Origin of the sequence: Companilactobacillus paralimentarius, from assembly GCF_963227125.1 — a bacterium.
GTDB lineage: Bacteria > Bacillota > Bacilli > Lactobacillales > Lactobacillaceae > Companilactobacillus > Companilactobacillus paralimentarius.
On sequence record NZ_OY724131.1, the window covers coordinates 2,408,848 to 2,425,803 of the forward strand.

At 35.2% G+C, this 16,956-nt stretch carries 17 protein-coding genes; 8 read left to right on the top strand and 9 right to left on the bottom strand.

Annotated elements, in window-relative coordinates; translation table 11 throughout:
* Window positions 1-30: 30 nt before the first annotated feature.
* Both ACI6PB_RS11880 and ACI6PB_RS11885 read left to right on the top strand, forming a co-directional pair.
* Window positions 31-228, top strand: a complete 198-nt coding sequence (locus ACI6PB_RS11880) for a hypothetical protein (RefSeq protein WP_025085916.1) — start codon at window positions 31-33, stop codon at window positions 226-228.
* 320 nt (window positions 229-548) lie between these two features.
* Entirely contained in the window at window positions 549-845 is a 297-nt protein-coding gene (locus tag ACI6PB_RS11885) for a bacteriocin immunity protein (RefSeq protein ID WP_025085915.1), read from the top strand.
* 226 nt (window positions 846-1,071) lie between these two features.
* Here ACI6PB_RS11885 and ACI6PB_RS11890 read toward each other — a convergent pair whose 3' ends face one another.
* Window positions 1,072-1,539 carry a hypothetical protein gene (locus ACI6PB_RS11890; RefSeq protein WP_025085914.1) on the bottom strand — a complete coding sequence of 156 codons (468 nt, stop codon included), beginning with the start codon at window positions 1,537-1,539 and terminating at the stop codon, window positions 1,072-1,074.
* 276 nt (window positions 1,540-1,815) lie between these two features.
* Here ACI6PB_RS11890 and ACI6PB_RS11895 point away from each other — a divergent pair, with 276 nt between their 5' ends.
* Both ACI6PB_RS11895 and ACI6PB_RS11900 read left to right on the top strand, forming a co-directional pair.
* Window positions 1,816-3,219 (top strand): Nramp family divalent metal transporter, encoded by a 1,404-nt coding sequence (locus ACI6PB_RS11895; protein ID WP_162200761.1) that lies wholly within the window; start codon window positions 1,816-1,818, stop codon window positions 3,217-3,219.
* Window positions 3,220-3,387: 168 nt separating this feature from the next.
* On the top strand, window positions 3,388-4,158 hold the full coding sequence (locus ACI6PB_RS11900; protein WP_404327472.1) for a DUF475 domain-containing protein: 771 nt from the start codon (window positions 3,388-3,390) through the stop codon (window positions 4,156-4,158).
* Between the two features lie 14 nt (window positions 4,159-4,172).
* On the opposite strand, the gene ACI6PB_RS11905 is transcribed toward ACI6PB_RS11900, so the two are convergent.
* The 3 genes from ACI6PB_RS11905 to ACI6PB_RS11915 all read right to left on the bottom strand — a co-directional run bounded on the left by ACI6PB_RS11905 (window position 4,173) and on the right by ACI6PB_RS11915 (window position 7,007).
* A complete protein-coding gene (locus ACI6PB_RS11905; protein ID WP_025085911.1) occupies window positions 4,173-5,576 on the bottom strand; it encodes an APC family permease in 1,404 nt (467 codons plus the stop codon).
* Between the two features lie 198 nt (window positions 5,577-5,774).
* Complete coding sequence (locus tag ACI6PB_RS11910; protein ID WP_309510659.1) at window positions 5,775-6,605, bottom strand: AraC family transcriptional regulator; 831 nt, start codon at window positions 6,603-6,605, stop codon at window positions 5,775-5,777.
* Window positions 6,606-6,647: 42 nt separating this feature from the next.
* Entirely contained in the window at window positions 6,648-7,007 is a 360-nt protein-coding gene (locus tag ACI6PB_RS11915) for a DUF488 domain-containing protein (RefSeq protein ID WP_025085909.1), read from the bottom strand.
* 169 nt (window positions 7,008-7,176) lie between these two features.
* On the opposite strand from ACI6PB_RS11915, the gene ACI6PB_RS11920 reads away from it, so the two are divergent.
* Together ACI6PB_RS11920 and ACI6PB_RS11925 are read left to right on the top strand one after the other, a co-directional pair.
* Window positions 7,177-7,614, top strand: coding sequence for an Hsp20/alpha crystallin family protein (locus ACI6PB_RS11920; protein WP_309510658.1), 438 nt, complete (start codon window positions 7,177-7,179; stop codon window positions 7,612-7,614).
* Window positions 7,615-7,702: 88 nt separating this feature from the next.
* Window positions 7,703-8,140, top strand: coding sequence for an Hsp20/alpha crystallin family protein (locus ACI6PB_RS11925; protein WP_309510657.1), 438 nt, complete (start codon window positions 7,703-7,705; stop codon window positions 8,138-8,140).
* A 741-nt stretch (window positions 8,141-8,881) separates the two neighbouring features.
* Here the strand turns inward: ACI6PB_RS11925 and ACI6PB_RS11930 are convergent.
* The 3 genes from ACI6PB_RS11930 to ACI6PB_RS11940 all read right to left on the bottom strand — a co-directional run bounded on the left by ACI6PB_RS11930 (window position 8,882) and on the right by ACI6PB_RS11940 (window position 11,388).
* Entirely contained in the window at window positions 8,882-9,829 is a 948-nt protein-coding gene (locus ACI6PB_RS11930; protein ID WP_309510656.1) for a LacI family DNA-binding transcriptional regulator, read from the bottom strand.
* A 229-nt stretch (window positions 9,830-10,058) separates the two neighbouring features.
* Entirely contained in the window at window positions 10,059-10,769 is a 711-nt protein-coding gene (ubiE, locus tag ACI6PB_RS11935) for a bifunctional demethylmenaquinone methyltransferase/2-methoxy-6-polyprenyl-1,4-benzoquinol methylase UbiE (protein ID WP_309510655.1), read from the bottom strand.
* Between the two features lie 10 nt (window positions 10,770-10,779).
* Window positions 10,780-11,388 carry a histidine phosphatase family protein gene (locus ACI6PB_RS11940; protein WP_309510654.1) on the bottom strand — a complete coding sequence of 203 codons (609 nt, stop codon included), beginning with the start codon at window positions 11,386-11,388 and terminating at the stop codon, window positions 10,780-10,782.
* Between the two features lie 212 nt (window positions 11,389-11,600).
* On the opposite strand from ACI6PB_RS11940, the gene ACI6PB_RS11945 reads away from it, so the two are divergent.
* Entirely contained in the window at window positions 11,601-12,929 is a 1,329-nt protein-coding gene (locus ACI6PB_RS11945; RefSeq protein ID WP_404327473.1) for a uracil-xanthine permease family protein, read from the top strand.
* Between the two features lie 158 nt (window positions 12,930-13,087).
* Here the strand turns inward: ACI6PB_RS11945 and ACI6PB_RS11950 are convergent, their stop codons facing one another.
* Window positions 13,088-14,977: a fructose-bisphosphatase class III gene (locus ACI6PB_RS11950; RefSeq protein WP_025085119.1), complete on the bottom strand. Its 1,890-nt coding sequence runs from the start codon at window positions 14,975-14,977 to the stop codon at window positions 13,088-13,090.
* A 135-nt stretch (window positions 14,978-15,112) separates the two neighbouring features.
* Between ACI6PB_RS11950 and ACI6PB_RS11955 the strand changes: the two genes are divergently transcribed.
* Window positions 15,113-15,997 carry an aldo/keto reductase gene (locus tag ACI6PB_RS11955; protein ID WP_025085120.1) on the top strand — a complete coding sequence of 295 codons (885 nt, stop codon included), beginning with the start codon at window positions 15,113-15,115 and terminating at the stop codon, window positions 15,995-15,997.
* A gap of 49 nt (window positions 15,998-16,046) precedes the next feature.
* Here ACI6PB_RS11955 and ACI6PB_RS11960 read toward each other — a convergent pair whose 3' ends face one another.
* On the bottom strand, window positions 16,047-16,838 hold the full coding sequence (locus ACI6PB_RS11960; protein WP_025085121.1) for an FAD:protein FMN transferase: 792 nt from the start codon (window positions 16,836-16,838) through the stop codon (window positions 16,047-16,049).
* Window positions 16,839-16,956 lie beyond the last annotated feature (118 nt).

Sequence of the window (16,956 nt, forward strand, 5' to 3'; positions counted from 1 at the left end):
AAGAATCAATTATGATACGGGGTGAATATTATGAAAAACATATTTAGCACACTATTCATTATTATTGGTATCTGGCAATTTTTCGCAACAACGAATTATTTCAAAACTATCAAAACATCAGGTGGCAAATCCACATCAGCATTTTCACCGATGGCAATTTGGTTCTCATTTATACTTGCAATCACTTTTATCATTTTGGGACTTGGTTCACTCTTTAATTGGCTCTAAAATTTCTTAACAACACAGGAGATATCATGCCGCAAAAAATAATCCAACTAATACTCCTTTTACTACTACCGATATTTATACAGCTAAATGCCTTAACCATGGTCTCAAAATCAGGCAATATCGTCTTTACACTAATTATGTTTGGAGCTATCTTATACGTGTTAATTCGCATTACCAAAAAATACGATTTACCATACCAGCACCTTCCTAACAACTATCTTCGAAAAAACTAAGAATATTTACAGTAATATCCTTTCACATCAATTATTGAATATAATATCGACAACCCTATTTTTCTTATAAAGGAGGTGACAAAACAAATGGCTAAACTAACTTGGTTTGCTGGTGGCAAAGATCGTGGTGATGAAGCAATTGCTATCATCGATGACTTACTTAATAATTTAAATACCGATGCCAACAAACAACCTCTACAAGAGGTACTAATCGAATTCAAAGATGAACTAGAAAAAAGAGGATCCGCCGTTCCCTACATCTTAAGTAGGATGAACATATCAATTTCTAACGCACTTCATAAGAACAAAATTTCATTAACAGAAGAACAACAATCTAAACTACAAAAATTAACTCAATTATCAAATATCAGATATGGCTATTAAAATAAACGACGTCCATTCAGATTAATCAATCCACAAAATTAAAGTGAATTGAGATTCCTGAATAGACGTCGTTTTTTAATTCTAAATTTAGAAGCAGAATCTAGTCTGGAACAAAAAATCATTAGCTTCAAGTCGCGTCCGCTACGTTCCAGCGGCCCACAGATTTTTTGTGGAAGACGACATATTTACCCACTAAAAAAGACCTCAAACGAGGTCTCTTCCATTTCTATATTTGTCCAACTTCAACTGAAACTTCATTGGATAATTTTTTATCTAAGAATTTTTGAATCTCTTTATATGACACATTAAAATTCATTTCCACTTGTTGTGGTCTCTTTGTATTAAAAATGACTGCTACTTTTGGTTTACTACCTTGCAACTCGATTGGTATCAAAGTTACGTGAATGATTTGCGAGTAATCCAAAACACCCGAATAGAATCCGTTGATGACGATTTTCTTCGAACCAATTCCCCCAACACCATTCATAATGTTAAGTAACATGAATAAAGCAACCATGATGATGTAAGATAATTGATTTGTTGGTGAGAAAAGTAGCCAGGCACCAATGAAGGCGGCAAAGATCAGCGATGAAACCTTATAAATTGATTTGATTTCAATTTGGGACTGCCAATACACATTGAAGGCTGCACCAAGGAAAAAGATGATATCAACTATTATTAAAATTACATTCATTTTGACTTTATCCCTTTTCTAAAAAATTTAAAATATTGTTCCTTACTATTTCCATTACATCTATATTGTATCGTAACAGTGTGACAAATACATGAAGTTGCGTATTAGAAACGTAAAATTATGCATTTAAACATAAATTTTTGTTTATTAATAACATTATTGGCACAGAATTATTACCCTAAACCGTCATCTATCCTTTGAAATCACAGCTTTTAATATTATTTTGTTAAGTTGTCCTAATTATTAAGTTTACTGGGTTTAAAAGACACCTCTAACATGATATTATATGTTGAGAATAAAAAGGGGGAGAACAGCTTGAGTGAAAAAAATAAAAAACACGAAAGCCTAATTCATTACGCTAACGGTCCTTCCTTGGAAGAAATTAATGATACCGTTGATGTTCCGACAGACGCAGGTTTCTTTAAAACCTTGTTAGCATATAGTGGACCAGGTGCCTTGGTCGCCGTGGGTTACATGGATCCCGGTAACTGGGTAACATCTATCGCCGGTGGTGCCCAATTTAAGTACAAATTACTATCCGTTATCTTGATTTCTAGTTTAATTGCGATGCTACTACAATACATGTCAGCTAAACTAGGTATCGTGACCGGAAGAGATTTGGCACAACTAACGAGAGATCGAACTAGTCGAGTCGGAGGATTCTGTTTATGGATCATCACCGAATTGGCTATCATGGCAACCGATATCGCCGAAATTATTGGTTCAGCGATTGCCTTGAAATTGCTATTTAATATACCGGTATTATGGGGTGTTATCATCACGGCCTTTGATGTTCTATTACTATTGGTCTTGATGAAACTAGGATTCAGAAAAATTGAAGCTATCGTAGCCACACTTATTATGGTTATTCTATTAGTCTTCTTGTACGAAGTTATTTTGGCTAAACCAGATGTTGGTCAAATGATGGTCGGATTCATCCCCGAACCTAAGATTTTACAAAATCAGAGTATGCTTTACCTATCATTAGGTATTGTTGGTGCGACAGTTATGCCTCATAACTTGTACTTGCACTCATCTATTTCACAGGCTAGAAAATATGACCGTGATGATCCAAAGAGTATTCATCAAGCTGTTAGATTTTCAACTTGGGATTCAAATATCCAATTAACATTAGCCTTTGTCGTTAACACATTGCTATTACTACTTGGTGCCGCATTGTTCTATGGTACAAATAGTGATTTGGGACGTTTCGTTGATCTATTTAACGCCCTTCAAAATCCAAAGGTTGCCGGTGCAGTTGCTAGTCCCGTACTAAGTATTTTGTTTGCCGTTGCCCTATTGGCATCTGGTCAAAACTCAACTATTACTGGTACACTTTCCGGACAAATTGTTATGGAAGGTTTCATCCATATGAAGATGAAACTATGGGCAAGACGTGTTATTACTCGTCTTCTATCCATTATTCCAGTTATCTCGTTTGCCATTATTTTCCACGGTAACGAAGCTAAGATTGAATCACTTTTGACATTGTCACAAGTATTCTTGAGTGTCGCTTTACCATTTTCAATTTTCCCATTGATCAGATTCTCCAGTAACAAGAAACTTATGGGTGAATTTGCCAATAATAAATTTATTGAATATCTAGGTTACTTTGTTGCGGTAGTGCTAACTATTTTGAATATTTGGTTAATCTATACAACATTTGTGCCAACCGCTTAAAAGTTAAAGAGCAGTTTCTTCGAAAATGAGGGAACTGCTTTTTTTATTTACTCCTTATATCAAAATGGAAGTATACTTCCATTTTCTTTTTCAAACCTTAATTGTAAATCGATCCTCTAATCTGGTATCATTTACCCAACAATACAAATAGAAAGCAAGGAATACTGATTGAATGCATTAGTAAATATGTACGGTCCATTCTTTGATCTTCATAACTGGGCAACTGTTATTGAATCGGGGGAAGATTGGTTAGTTATCTTATCATTGGTAGTCATGGAGTGTATGTTGTCAGTCGACAACGCGGTAGTTTTGGCCGCTCAAACACAATCACTGCCTAACAAAGTTGAACAAGAAAAGTCATTATTTTACGGACTATTCGGTGCTTATATCTTTAGATTCTTAGTTATCGGTGTCGGGGTCTACTTGATTAATTTCTGGTGGATCAAAGTCTTTGGTGCCGCCTACTTGTTCTATCTCTTCTTAAATCACTTTTTCTTTAGTAAGAACAAGAAGGTTGAGGTTCCAACAGAACCTAAAAAAGAGAATGTCTTTGAAAAACATCTTCACATTTCCAGATTCTGGCAAGTCGTTATCTCAATTGAATTAATGGATATCGTCTTCTCAATTGATTCTGTTTTGGCCTCACTAGCCATTTCCAGTAACCCGGTTATCGTCTTAATTGGTGGTATAATTGGTATCCTAGCTATGAGAGGTATCGCTGAACTAATCATGGGCTTGATGAGTAAGATTCCTGAACTAAACGGTATGGCTTACTTCTTGATCATGTTCATTTCGGTAAAATTATTCTTGTCGATTCCAGCGATTGACATCGAAATACCTAATCTTGTCTTCGTAGGTGTCTTAGTTGGTGCCATCATCGTTACCCTAATTATTCATATTATCAACAATAACAGAGCTCCCAAGAGCAAGAAAAAATAGCCTCCGTCAGGAAGCTATTTTTTATTTTGCAATTTCGAATGTTTCAAACTGTAAGTGAAGTAAACAACGATTCCAATCAAGATCCAAATTCCAACACTGATTTTAGAAATAGCTGGCAACATCAATAAGAAGTATAAACTAGCTACCCCAGCAAAAATTGGTAGGAATGGATACCAAGGCATCTTGAAACCTGTATTAGGAATGTCTTTACGATGACGTAGAGGAATAATTCCAAAGGAAATAAAGACGAAGGCCAACAACGTTCCAGCATTGATCAATGATGTCAATTCAGTCAATGGCACTAAGCCCGCAAAGAATGCCTGAACTACTGTTGCCACCAGAATGGCATTCTTTGGAACTGAATATTTGAAGTCGACTTGTCCCATTTTCTTAGGTAACAATCCATCACGGCCCAAAGCGTAAACTAGACGAGATCCACCAAAGAACATCGTCAACAATGATGTGAAAATACCGACTAAGGCACCAATGGTAATCAGTTTATTCCAAGTATCCAGATGTACGACTTTCAACGCATAAGCGGCTGGATCATCAACGTTTAAGTCCTTATAATTGACGATTCCGGTTAAAACAAGTGAGAAGGAAACGTACAAGATTACTGCAACAATAACTGTTCCCAGAATTCCTTTAACCATATCCTTTTTCGGATTAATGGTCTCCGCTGAATTGGCTGCCAAAGCATCGAATCCAACGAAAGCAAAGAAGACTGTAGCACAAGCTGTCGAGATTCCACCTAATCCAAAGGGTTCAGTATGGAACTGTTTAGGATAGAATGGTACATAATTGCTAGTCTTAATATAGAAGAAACCGACCACAACGAAGAGGACGATAATCGCTACTTTGATAACAACCGCAACGTTTTCAACTTTCTTAGAAAGACTGGCACCGTGGGAAATGATGATAGCAATCAATAAGACGATCAACGTCGCCGAAATATTGATTCCACCACCTTCCAGAGGACCTGCCGATAAGAACTTAGGTAGATGTACTCCAAAGGCTCCTAAAATATTGTTGTTAAAATATGAAGCAAAACCAACTGCTTCCGCTGAAACAGTTAAAAAGTATTCCAAAATTAAAGCCCAACCTAGAATCCAGCCGACTATTTCACCATAAATAATGGAACCAAATGAATAAGCTGAACCTGCGACAGGCATTGCCGATGAAAATTCAGCATAAGCCATGCCGACTAAGCCAGAGACCAGTGCAGCAATCAAGAACGCTATCGCCACCGCTGGACCAGCGTGTAACGCCGCTTCATGTCCTGGCAAAATAAAAATACCAGTTCCAATTACGGCACCAATCCCAAGTGACAAAAGATCCCTTGCACCCAAACTCTTTGTTAGTCTCGAATCCGCCTTGATGTATGTGTCGACGGATTCCTTCTTAAAGACATTTTTCATAAAAATCTCTCCTTAAATTACACAGAAACAAGTAATTTACATTAAGTTTAAATTCTACTACAATTTTTTTCATAAAAAAAGATGATTTGTACATAAATCCTATACACACGTCTAATTATCGTTTACACATCGAAATAATTATGAGGCAAACAAAAAATGTAGGAAGCATTAGTAAGAATGCCCCCTACATTTTTATTATTACTCTTTTCCATCAATACGATATTTCGTTGGTGCATAGCCGGTATACTTTTTAAATGTCTGGCTGAAATAGCTCAACCTAGTAAAACCTAACGCATCTGAAATCTCATTAATACTGTCATCCGATTCCTTTAACAGAATCATAGCCTTTTGAATCTTTCGGGCATTCAAATATACCGAAAAACTCAAACCTGTTTCCCTCTTAAACAGTTTGCTGAAATAATAATCTGACAAATAAACTTTTCCCGATACTTGATCGAGTGTTAAACGTTTATCTAAATTACTATCAATAAACTCAATTGCTGCAATAATCGATTCATTTGATGTTGATAAATGTCTGATTCTCTTCAATGCACCACTCTCATTATTATCGAGATCATCAATCGCTTCATCGACGTCCAATGAATACTTAATTATGAAATCACCAATCCCTTTCTCTTTGATGATCAATTTAGATACACTCTCAAATAAGTATTTTAAATACTCAACTTGTTGCTGTAATTTTTGAATTACTATGATGTTACTCGGATCAGTATTTTTTACAATGTCCTGAGCGACACAAATCTTTCCTACCCGTTGATTGATTATAGCAACACGCAACGGTGCGTCAGCATATTCCATGCCATACTTATATTTGCTGATGCTCAACTTAGATAAGTCCCTAGCTTTATTTATTCTAGTTAATTCACTTTTCTCTGTTAGCTTACCAAAAATTCCAGCCTGTAAATGATCCTCATTGTTTAACACAAATATAGCTATATCATTAGTCTGTGCATACGCTTGCAACAGATGGATCAATAGCTTATCACTACTAGATAATAAAGACTGCAAGTCAAATTCTTCCATAATTGTTAGCCAACCAATCTACAGTACTTAAATATTTGAATTTAGATATTCCATTAGCACTACAGCGTCATTATGTTCTTCATCTTTTGCACTATATAGTATTAGTACATCTTGTGTTTGAAGAGCCTCTTTTACGGACTTTAGAAATTCTTTGGTATATGGATTATTGTTAATCTCATCCAAATATTTATTTTTGAATTCTAAGTATTTTTCAGGATCATGTCCAAACCACTTACGCAATTCTGCTGATGGGGCTATCTCTTTTGCCCATAAATCAAGGTCTGCACGTACCTTAGACATTCCTCGTGGCCAAAGTCGATCTACCAGCACCCGATACCCTGATGGTAAATTTTTGTCATATATACGTCTCATAACTAATTTAGTCATCTTAACATCCTCTTCTTTACCATGTTAATTGTATCACATAATTTACAGTTATATTTTACTTACTTTTTGCAAAATTTAGTACTCGTCAATTAAGAGTGCTAAATTCTTGAACTTCCATAATTCAGGTTTTATACTGTATTTGTAATCAAGGGAAAGGAAGTAATGATATATGGCAAATGAAATTATGGATCGTAATAATTTAATGAGAAACTTATTTAACGGTGACTCTTGGATGAATAATTTTCCATCTATATTTGACAATAATTTCCCAGAAGATTCAACACTAAAGACTGATATTAAAGAAAATAATCAAAATTACGAATTACACGTTGATCTTCCCGCAGTTGATAAGAAGAATATTGATATCACTTACGATAACAATATTTTAACTATCAGTGGTCACCGCGATAGTTTTACCGATCACAACGATAAAGATGGCGACGTAATTATGTCGGAGCGCTCAAGTGGTCATTTCATGAGACAATACAGATTGCCACAAGTCGATCAAGATAATATCAAAGCTACATATAATAAAGGTGTTTTGGAAATCACTCTTCCAAAGATGAATAAGGAGATTAATTCTGGACATCATATCGATATCGACTAATGCTTTACGCTTATTTTTTTGGAGTTTCATTAGCACTCAACTTCATCGAGTGCTAAAAATTTATTCTATTAAAAAGGAGTAATTATTTATGACAAATGAAATTATGAATCGTAACAATTTAATGAGAGACTTTTTCAATGGAGACAATTGGATGAACAGTTTTCCATCATTGTTCAAAGATAGTGCTTTAGAAGGTTCTAACTTAAAGACTGACATTAAGGAAACTGATAAGGGTTATGAAGTACATATTGATATGCCTGCTTTCGATAAGAAGAATATCGACATCAATTACCAAGATAACATTTTAACCGTCAGTGGTCGTCGTGACAGCTTCAATGATCATAACGATAAGAACGGTGACATGATTATGTCCGAACGCTCAAGCGGCCGCTTCATGAGACAATATCACTTACCAGCAGCTGACGTTGAGAACATCAAAGCCAACTATGACAATGGTGTCTTGAAGGTTAACCTTCCTAAGTTAGAAAAGAAAACTAGCTCAGAACACCATATCGATATTGACTAATGTATATTCATTTAGGTTTTACAATACCTAAGAAACGAAACAGGATTTAGTCCGGAACAACAAGAAAATTGGCTCAGCCATGAGATTTATCTTAGCACTTTATTGCTTAGATAAAGGCCGAACTTAGAGATCCATTATTTTGCACGAAGTGTGAAATAATTAGCTCCAAGTCGGCCCATGGCGTTCCAGCCAAATTTTCTTGTTGTGGAGGACGGCATCTTACCATCATTTCCACCTAAAAATGGTAAATTTATATGAATTCACAAAATCTTCACATTTTATAAATATTTAATTCATAAAGGTTGAGTATTATATAAATTGTAGATGAGAGATATAGATAATCCCTTTTCTCACCCCCCTATAACATATATATATTTAATCCCCTAAATAAAAAGTACCTTTCCCCGAGGTACTTTTTTTATTGTCTTTTACGTGCCAGTTAGTAGTAGTTAGTCGTAAAATACGATATACTATTCTTTGCAGAGTAGTTTTCTGCTCTCATGGGATGTAACTTTTAAAGTTACAAAAGGACAAAGAATTTATAAAAATATAAAAGACTTATCAACTATGGGCTATCCAAAAATGTTTTATAATTTTCAAACAACTATAATTTCCTGATAAGCCAGTAATATATAAACTGTAGATAAGAGCCAATACTCTTTTCTCATCCCCCCTATAAACAATATTTAATCCCCTAGAAAAACACCCTTTCCGAAAAAAGGGTGTTTTTTATTTGCTGCTTTATATCAATGCTCCTCGTAAAATAAATTCGGCAGGAATTAACTTCTTAACAATTTTCTTTTCAAAAAGAGACCAAAAAGCATATTCTCCAATTTCATTCAGCTTATGATCAATGGTCGAGAAATTCATCAAGTAACTATAATCTAAGTTTTCCTGACCTATAACAGGAACATCAATCTGCATTTTCTTCAACTGATAAATAATTCCAGCTGCAACTTGGTCTCCATTGGCGAAAACTGCATCTAGATTTGGATTTTGGGCAGTTAATTCCTTAGCCGCTTGAATTCCATCTTTGAAAAATTGCATGTTTCTAACTAATAGTTTTTCTGGACACCTTTTTTCAAACACTTTGTAATAAGAATCCACTGTTGATTTAGCGCTTCGACTTGTTTGTTCGTTACGACTTATCGTAACGCCTATATTTTGAAATTTTAATTTCTTTAATAATTCAAAAGCATCTACATAAGATTTTTCCCGATCAGTATAAGCACATGAAATCGGATAATTCAGGGTATCTTCGCAGCAAGTAATCGAGCCATACTTTTGATATTCGACAATAGTCTCAAATGGAATAGCTCTAGAGGTAAAAATCAATCCATCAAATGCTTGATGCTTTAACATTTCTAAACATTTGATTTCACTTTTAACATTATAATGTGAAGGCAATAATGTAACCTGATAATTTTCTTTGAACGCTGCCTGAGTAATAGCGGAAACTAATTTTTGAAAATAAGGATGATTACTATATGGCATAACGACGCCAACACGGTAAGTTTTGCCGGTACTTAAGGCTCTGGCAATATCATTGGGATGATAATTCAATTCCTTCATTGCCTTGAGAATCTCTTCTTTGGTTTCCTTAGCAACATAACTTTGATTATTAATAACCCTCGAAACGGTTGAAACTGAATGTCCTGACATCTTTGCAACATCTCTGATATTTGACATTTTGAGCACCTCTTTTAATTGTTAGCTTGCTACAACAGTTATAAAATAATATTTCTAAAAAAATAGAACTTCACAAAATCTTCACATTTTCAATATAATTGGTTCACACTTATTGTTTATAGTATTACTTGTAGATGAGAGATATCTCATCTCATCCCCCCTATAACATATATATTTAATCCCCTAAAAAATAAAAGAACACCTTCCCCGGGTGTTCTTTTTGTTTTGTCTAAATACTTTTAACTGTCGAATGAATAGCTGCTGCTTTCATCATTAAATCAGTAACTTCAATATTTTTGAATCCAGCATCTTGCATCATCTGGCACAGTTCTTTGATACTAACAAAACGATTAACTGAATCATCCAGGTACTGATAATCGGATTTATTCTTTGCAAAAACTTTTCCCATTAAAGGCATTAACTTATTAAAATACAATTTCCAACCTAACTTTATAACCGGCGTTTCGACTTTGAAGGCTTCTAGACAGATCAACTGTCCACCTGGCTTCAAAACTCGATAGATTTCACTCAAAACTTTGTTAGCATCGGGAACATTTCTTAATCCAAAACCGATTGTGACTACATCGAAACTATTATCTGCAAAATTCAATTGCATGGCATCGCCAGTCTCCAAAATAATATTAGTCAACTTAGACTGAGCAACTTTTTGTTGAGCTAATTTGAGCATCTCTTGACTGAAATCTACACCAATAATTTGAGCATGATAGAATCTCCGTCCTAACATAATCGTCCAGTCAGCTGTGCCACAACAGAGATCCAACACTTTTTGAGGATGATTGACAATTTTTTCAGTAGCCTTTTTACGCCACTTTTGATGTGTTCCCAAACTCATAATGGAATTTAATTTATCATAATTACCCGCGATGTTGTTAAAAGTAGTTTGAACGTCTTTTTCGGGAACTTTATTAGTCAGACTCATTGTCTATCCTCTAATCGATATTATTTAAACGTCCATAATACATTAGATACTTCTTGCCACTAGCTGAAACTTTATATTTTGATACACCACCATTATCAGGTTGAATGATGTTTGAAATATCCTTAGCACCAGTCGTGACTTTAACAAACGAACGACTAACGAATCCGTGACAAACTATCAAAATCTTCTCGTCACCTTTTTTAGCCATGTCATTCATGAAGTCTTCAACACGTTTGTAAACATCCGCATATTCTTCACCATTAACAGCGTACTTAGTATAATTTGGTAATAAATATTTATTTTCATCAAAGGCGTCTGGATGTTTTACGATCAATTCTTCTTCTCTTAAACCATCCCATGAACCATAATCAGCTTCAACAAGGCGTTTATCCTGTTGAATTTCGTGTGCCCCTTGATTCAAAATTTCAGCTGTTTGCATTGCACGCTTCATTGGACTTGCATAAACTTCATCAAAATCAGTGATATCTATATGCTTTTCTAATTCCTCAATTTGCTTGATACCTTTGGCGTTTAGGGGTTTGTCGGTAGACATTCCATTGATTCGAGCCTCAGAGTTAGTGTCTGTTTCACCATGTCTCACAATATATAATTCAACCATAAAAATCTCCTCTTTGTTAACGCTTAAATTCTCCTTTTAGTATTTCATTATTGACTTTACAATGCAACTCAATTATATTAAGTGTAATTAAATAAATGATCCTTTAAATTTTGGTCCCGTGAGGCTAATAAGGAAACACGTTCAGTCTTTTATTTCGCATACACGGGATAGGGGACTATTTTTTTACAAAAAAATACTAAGGGGATGTTTTTTTGAGTAAAAACGAAGAACAATATCGTAATCCAGACGCAGTTTTGGATGTTTATGAAAAGCCACCATTAAGCAGTTGGGCTTTCCTATCATTACAGCACTTATTCTCAATGTTTGGGGCCACAGTCCTTGTCCCTCTATTGGTTGGATTGGATCCAAGTATTGCTTTATTCAGTTCCGGTGTCGGAACTTTGCTTCATATTTTGATTACACACAGAAAAATTCCAGCTTACATGAGTTCTAGTTTTTCCTTCATTGTTCCAATGGTCTCGCTGATGAAAACAGTTGGGTATCAAGGTGTCGCCCAAGGTACCATTGCTGTTGGTTGCGTGTACTTAATTGTTTCTATCATTGTTGGTTTCGCTGGTTCCGACTGGATCGATAAAGCTTTACCACCAATCGTCGTTGGTCCTATCATCGTTGTTATCGGTATGTCAGTTGCCGGAAGTGCCGCTGATAACGCCATGATGAATGGTTCACATTATGACTTGAAGTATTTCGGAATTGCTATGTTTACACTTTTCCTAACTGTTCTTTTGAATATGTATCTTCGTAGTTTCTGGAGTAATATTGCTATTCTTTTAGGTATTGTTGGAGGATATATTCTCTCTGTCTTCTGCGGTATCGTTGACTTTTCTAAGGTTGCTTCAACACCTTGGTTTAAATTACCTGCCTTCGATATTATGTTTGCTAACTACATGCCTCACCAAATTTACTGGGGTGCGATTCTGAGTTTTGCGCCAATTGCCTTTGTTACTATGGCTGAACACTTGGGACACATCATGGTACTAGATGAATTAACTAATCGTGACTTCTTCAAAGATCCCGGTTTGCACAAAACTTTAGCTGGTGATGGTACAGCCTCAATCGTTGCTGCCTTTCTTGGTGGTCCTCCTGTCACATCATATGGTGAAAATATTGGTGTCATGGCTGTTAACAAGATCTTCAGTGTTTATGTCGTTATCGGTGCTGCCGTCTTCGCTGTCTTGTTTGGATTTGTCGGCAAGTTAAGTGCCTTAATTCAAACTATTCCTGGACCTGTAATCGGTGGTATCAGTTTCATGTTATTCGGTGTTATTTCTTCAAGTGGTCTAAGAATTTTGGTTGATAATAAAGTTGATTTCAATGAAAAACGTAACTTAATGATTGCTTCCGTTATCCTTGTTATCGGTATTGGTAATGCCTATCTTCAAATGGGTTCCTTCCAATTCACTGGAGTTGGTGTTGCTACAGTTGTTGGTATCGTTCTTAACTTGATCCTTCCTAAACATGCCCTCTCAGAAAACTGGGATGAAAAGAAAGATGACTGGAAAAACAAAGAAAAAGCTTAAATTGCTTTGATTTCAAAAAGATCCAAGATAATCGCTATCACTTTGATGGCAATATTATCTTGGATCTTTTTTACGTTCTATTTAAGTGTAAACAGTGTTCTATGTTTTGTAGTGGAAATGAGCTACGCAGGCCAATTTCTTCCGGTTTGCTCCGTTCTCTAATCGTTTAGTTCTGCTGACAAATCAGCTATTTGTTGTTTTATTTTATCTCCCCGATCGGTGTCCATAACAACTTTTCGTTCGATTGAATTTTCAACAATCTTTCGTTTCAAAATTACATCATTTAAGTCTTTTAATGAAGTTGACAAAGAAATAAATGGTTTCAACTTTAATAGTTGCATTCCATAAGAATCATACAACAGCGTAAAGCCCCCGTTATGCTCCATCTTTGGACGACCACCATTGACTTGAATAATCTTACCCTTAGACATAATAGGAAGATTTTCTTCGTCAGCATCTGGAGTATGACCAACAATAATGTGGCCTTCTTCACCAATTCCAAACTCATCTTTAACTCGATCGGCAAACCACTCTTTTTTACATAATTTATAGAAGGGATTCAAAGTTTCTTTCTGTAATTCCTCATCATCTATAAAGTAACGTTCAAAAGTGGTCATCTTATCTTTACCAAATAATGGCGAATCTTTTCCACACCAAAGATACCAGAGCACATCGGAATTGAAACAGTCACCCGTTGTTGGATGACGCATTGCATCCCGCAATATAATTTGGAAGTAGTCACTTAAATCTTTACCTAGATAATTACGGCCATCGATCTTCCATTTGACAAAGTTACCTTGCTCATCCGTTGGTACACAACCATGAAACAGCAAGTTACCGTTATGTTTGAGGTACATTGAGCCGTGGTCGTACATAAACCACATATGTTCGTTGAGTTTACTTGAATGGATAAACTGATTGATCAAATCGATCAAAACAACTTGTTCAGGATGTGAAATTTGATAAGGATTTCCCGGATTAACTAATTGGAAACATCCATTATCAATTGGATAATCCTTACCATCAATTTTGATTGATTTTTTGTCCTGACTCAACTTGTCTAAAAATAGGCGATCGTTCATCTCAAATTCAGGGCGACGCTTGATAGCCTGCCCTTCTAATTTAAATTGCATAATAGTAGCAGCCTGTTGAACACAATTATCAGTGATTCGATTTTCCTCAGATATGCCCGTTAAATCTACTTTTGGATCGAAGTTCGGTAATGGACGATAGCTGTGACGAGCCAGTTTAATCATAGAAGTCATGTCAATATCATAAGCATCATTTAATAATTCTAGATTGTCGTAACGCGCACAAATTCGGATCAAATTGAGCATACATAGTTTAGATCCCGCCATACTTCCCATCCAAAGAATATCGTGATTTCCCCATTGAATGTCAAAATTTTGCCAGTGGTTAATCAGATAATTAATCACCAAATCGGGATGTGATCCACGATCATAAATATCTCCAACAATGTGAATTCTCTCAATTGCTAAACGTTGGATCGCATGACTGATAGCAATAATAAAGTCGTCAGCCATATTTAAACGTTCAATACTCGACAACAAACCTTGATAGTAGAGTCGTTTATCCTTGAAATTAGTATCAATCATCAAAAGGTTTTCAGTGATATCCCAAAAATCCGGTTGAATGGCCTTTTGCACGAGGCTTTTAGGATATTTATTTGCTACATAACGTAGCATTTCAATTAAATTATTGAACGAATCCATATACCACTGCTCTAATTCATCTGCATCGGTAATTTTATTCTTAGTTTCTTTTAGGACTTCGGATGGATAATAAATCAAACATGACAGCTTCATTTGATTGACTGGCATCAACTTACCAGAAAAGACCTCTGATACCTTTTTACTGATATTACCAGCACCACTACGCATAATATGTGAGAAACGATCATAACCACCATGAACGTCACTGATAAAAGCTTCTGTTCCTTTGGGCAAATTTAGGGTAGCAGATAGATTGATAATTTTAGACTTGATCTCATTCTTATTTTCAATTACATTCGTGAATTTATTTCTCATTAATATATTCCCCCAAAAGCAATGCGTTCTATATTAATGATAGCGCATTCAAACTGAACTATACCAAACGAAAAGCAATATTCCAAGTATCACAGTTATATTTGAGTTAAAATTATAATCATAGGAGGTTAGAATATGAATTTAAAATTGGATTCTACTGTAACTTTGAATAATGGTGTTGAAATGCCCCAACTAGGTATGGGCGTTTGGAAAGTAAATAATACAGGTGCTTCTCAATCTGTCCAATGGGCTTTGAAACACGGCTATAAAGCTATTGATACTGCAAAACAATATGGTAATGAAACTGGTGTTGGTGAAGGATTACAAAAAGGCTTTGCAGATAATGGTCTCAAACGTGAAGACATCTTTTTAACAACAAAAATCTTTAATGGTGACCAAGGCTATCAATCAACACTCGACAACTTTGAAGGTCAATTAAAGAGATTACAAACAGACTATGTAGATCTTCTCTTGATTCACTGGCCAGTAGATGGCACATACTTGGACACATGGCGTGCATTGGAAACAATCTACAAAGAAGGCAAGGCACGTGCTATTGGTGTATCTAACTTCAATATTGAAAGATTAAAGGACATTCTTAAGAATTGTTCAATCAAACCCGCTGTTAACCAAATGGAATATCATCCCCTTTGCCAAGAAGTTGATATCAAGAACTTCTGTGACGAAAACAATATTCTACTTGAGGCATGGTCTCCACTTGGTGGTGGCTCCGTTCTAGGTGATACTAGATTAAAGAAAATTGCTGACAAGTACAACAAGTCAGTTGCTCAAGTTATTCTTCGTTGGGACTTACAAAATGGTATTATTACCATTCCTAAGTCAGTTCACGAAGAAAGAATTGTTCAAAACTCAGATGTTTATGACTTTGAACTAAGTGATGCCGATATGAAGGAAATCAACGGTTTCGATAATGATAAGAGAAGCCTTTGGTATGGTGATTTCTTCTGGAGTGGTAACCCTGATGGTTATGTTGATTCTGTTGAAGAATGGGACGACTAATTTATTATCAAAAAAAAGCTTTCTAGATTAATCTCTAGAAAGCTCTTTTTTATGCTGAAATTTCCTTATTATCAATAATTGAACCTAAATTGAAATTCAAAACATTATCCTGTTTATCAACAACAATACCGGTTAAATTGTAATGTTTGATGAAGGACATGAATTCCTCTTTCTTGGACGAAGAACCTACTAGAGCCCAAATACTGGCTTCAATCAAACTGCTTCTAATAACGGTTGTCTGATGGTTATCGGCTTGATTCATTTTATAAGTGTTACCTAAAAATTCATCATTTTCGAAGGTTGAAATAGCGCCATTTTTCAAATAATAAGTCGTCAAAATTTCTTCAGAGTTAGGAATGTTAATTTCCCAACGGAAGTCAGAATCTTGTTTGGTAGCAAATTTAATATTTTGATCACCACTTAAGTAAACTCCTACTACTTCAGGATTCTTCAAGAGCGGTTTGAGTGTTTCATCGAAAACCTGTTCAATTGCCCAACTTCTAACTATGGTTGAAGGATCAAACTTACCTGCAAAATATGGTCTATAAATACCATTAGTCATTTGTTCTGACAGTATAGCCGAGTTATAAATTTGTTTAAAATCATTTGAAGTTGTCAGAGGTTTCTGATCGCCACGTTGAAACTTGGATACTAAAGAATCATATCTAAAAGCAGAAAATTGACGATCAATTTCTTGCAGACGTTCATCAATTCTTTCCGTTGCCACTTTTAAGAGCTCCATAACGGTAACGTTGGTTGTTAATGTTGCTAATTTAATTAAAAAATTCATATTCATTTGATTGATTGTTTTAGTTTTTAAATAATACTTTTCATTTTTCATTAGGGTACCTCGATTTCTAATTCTTAATACAATTCAAATTATATCGGACGAATTTGAATTATTTATGATTAAAATTAGAATAAAATGACAAAAAAATAAGATGTATAACGTCGTTATA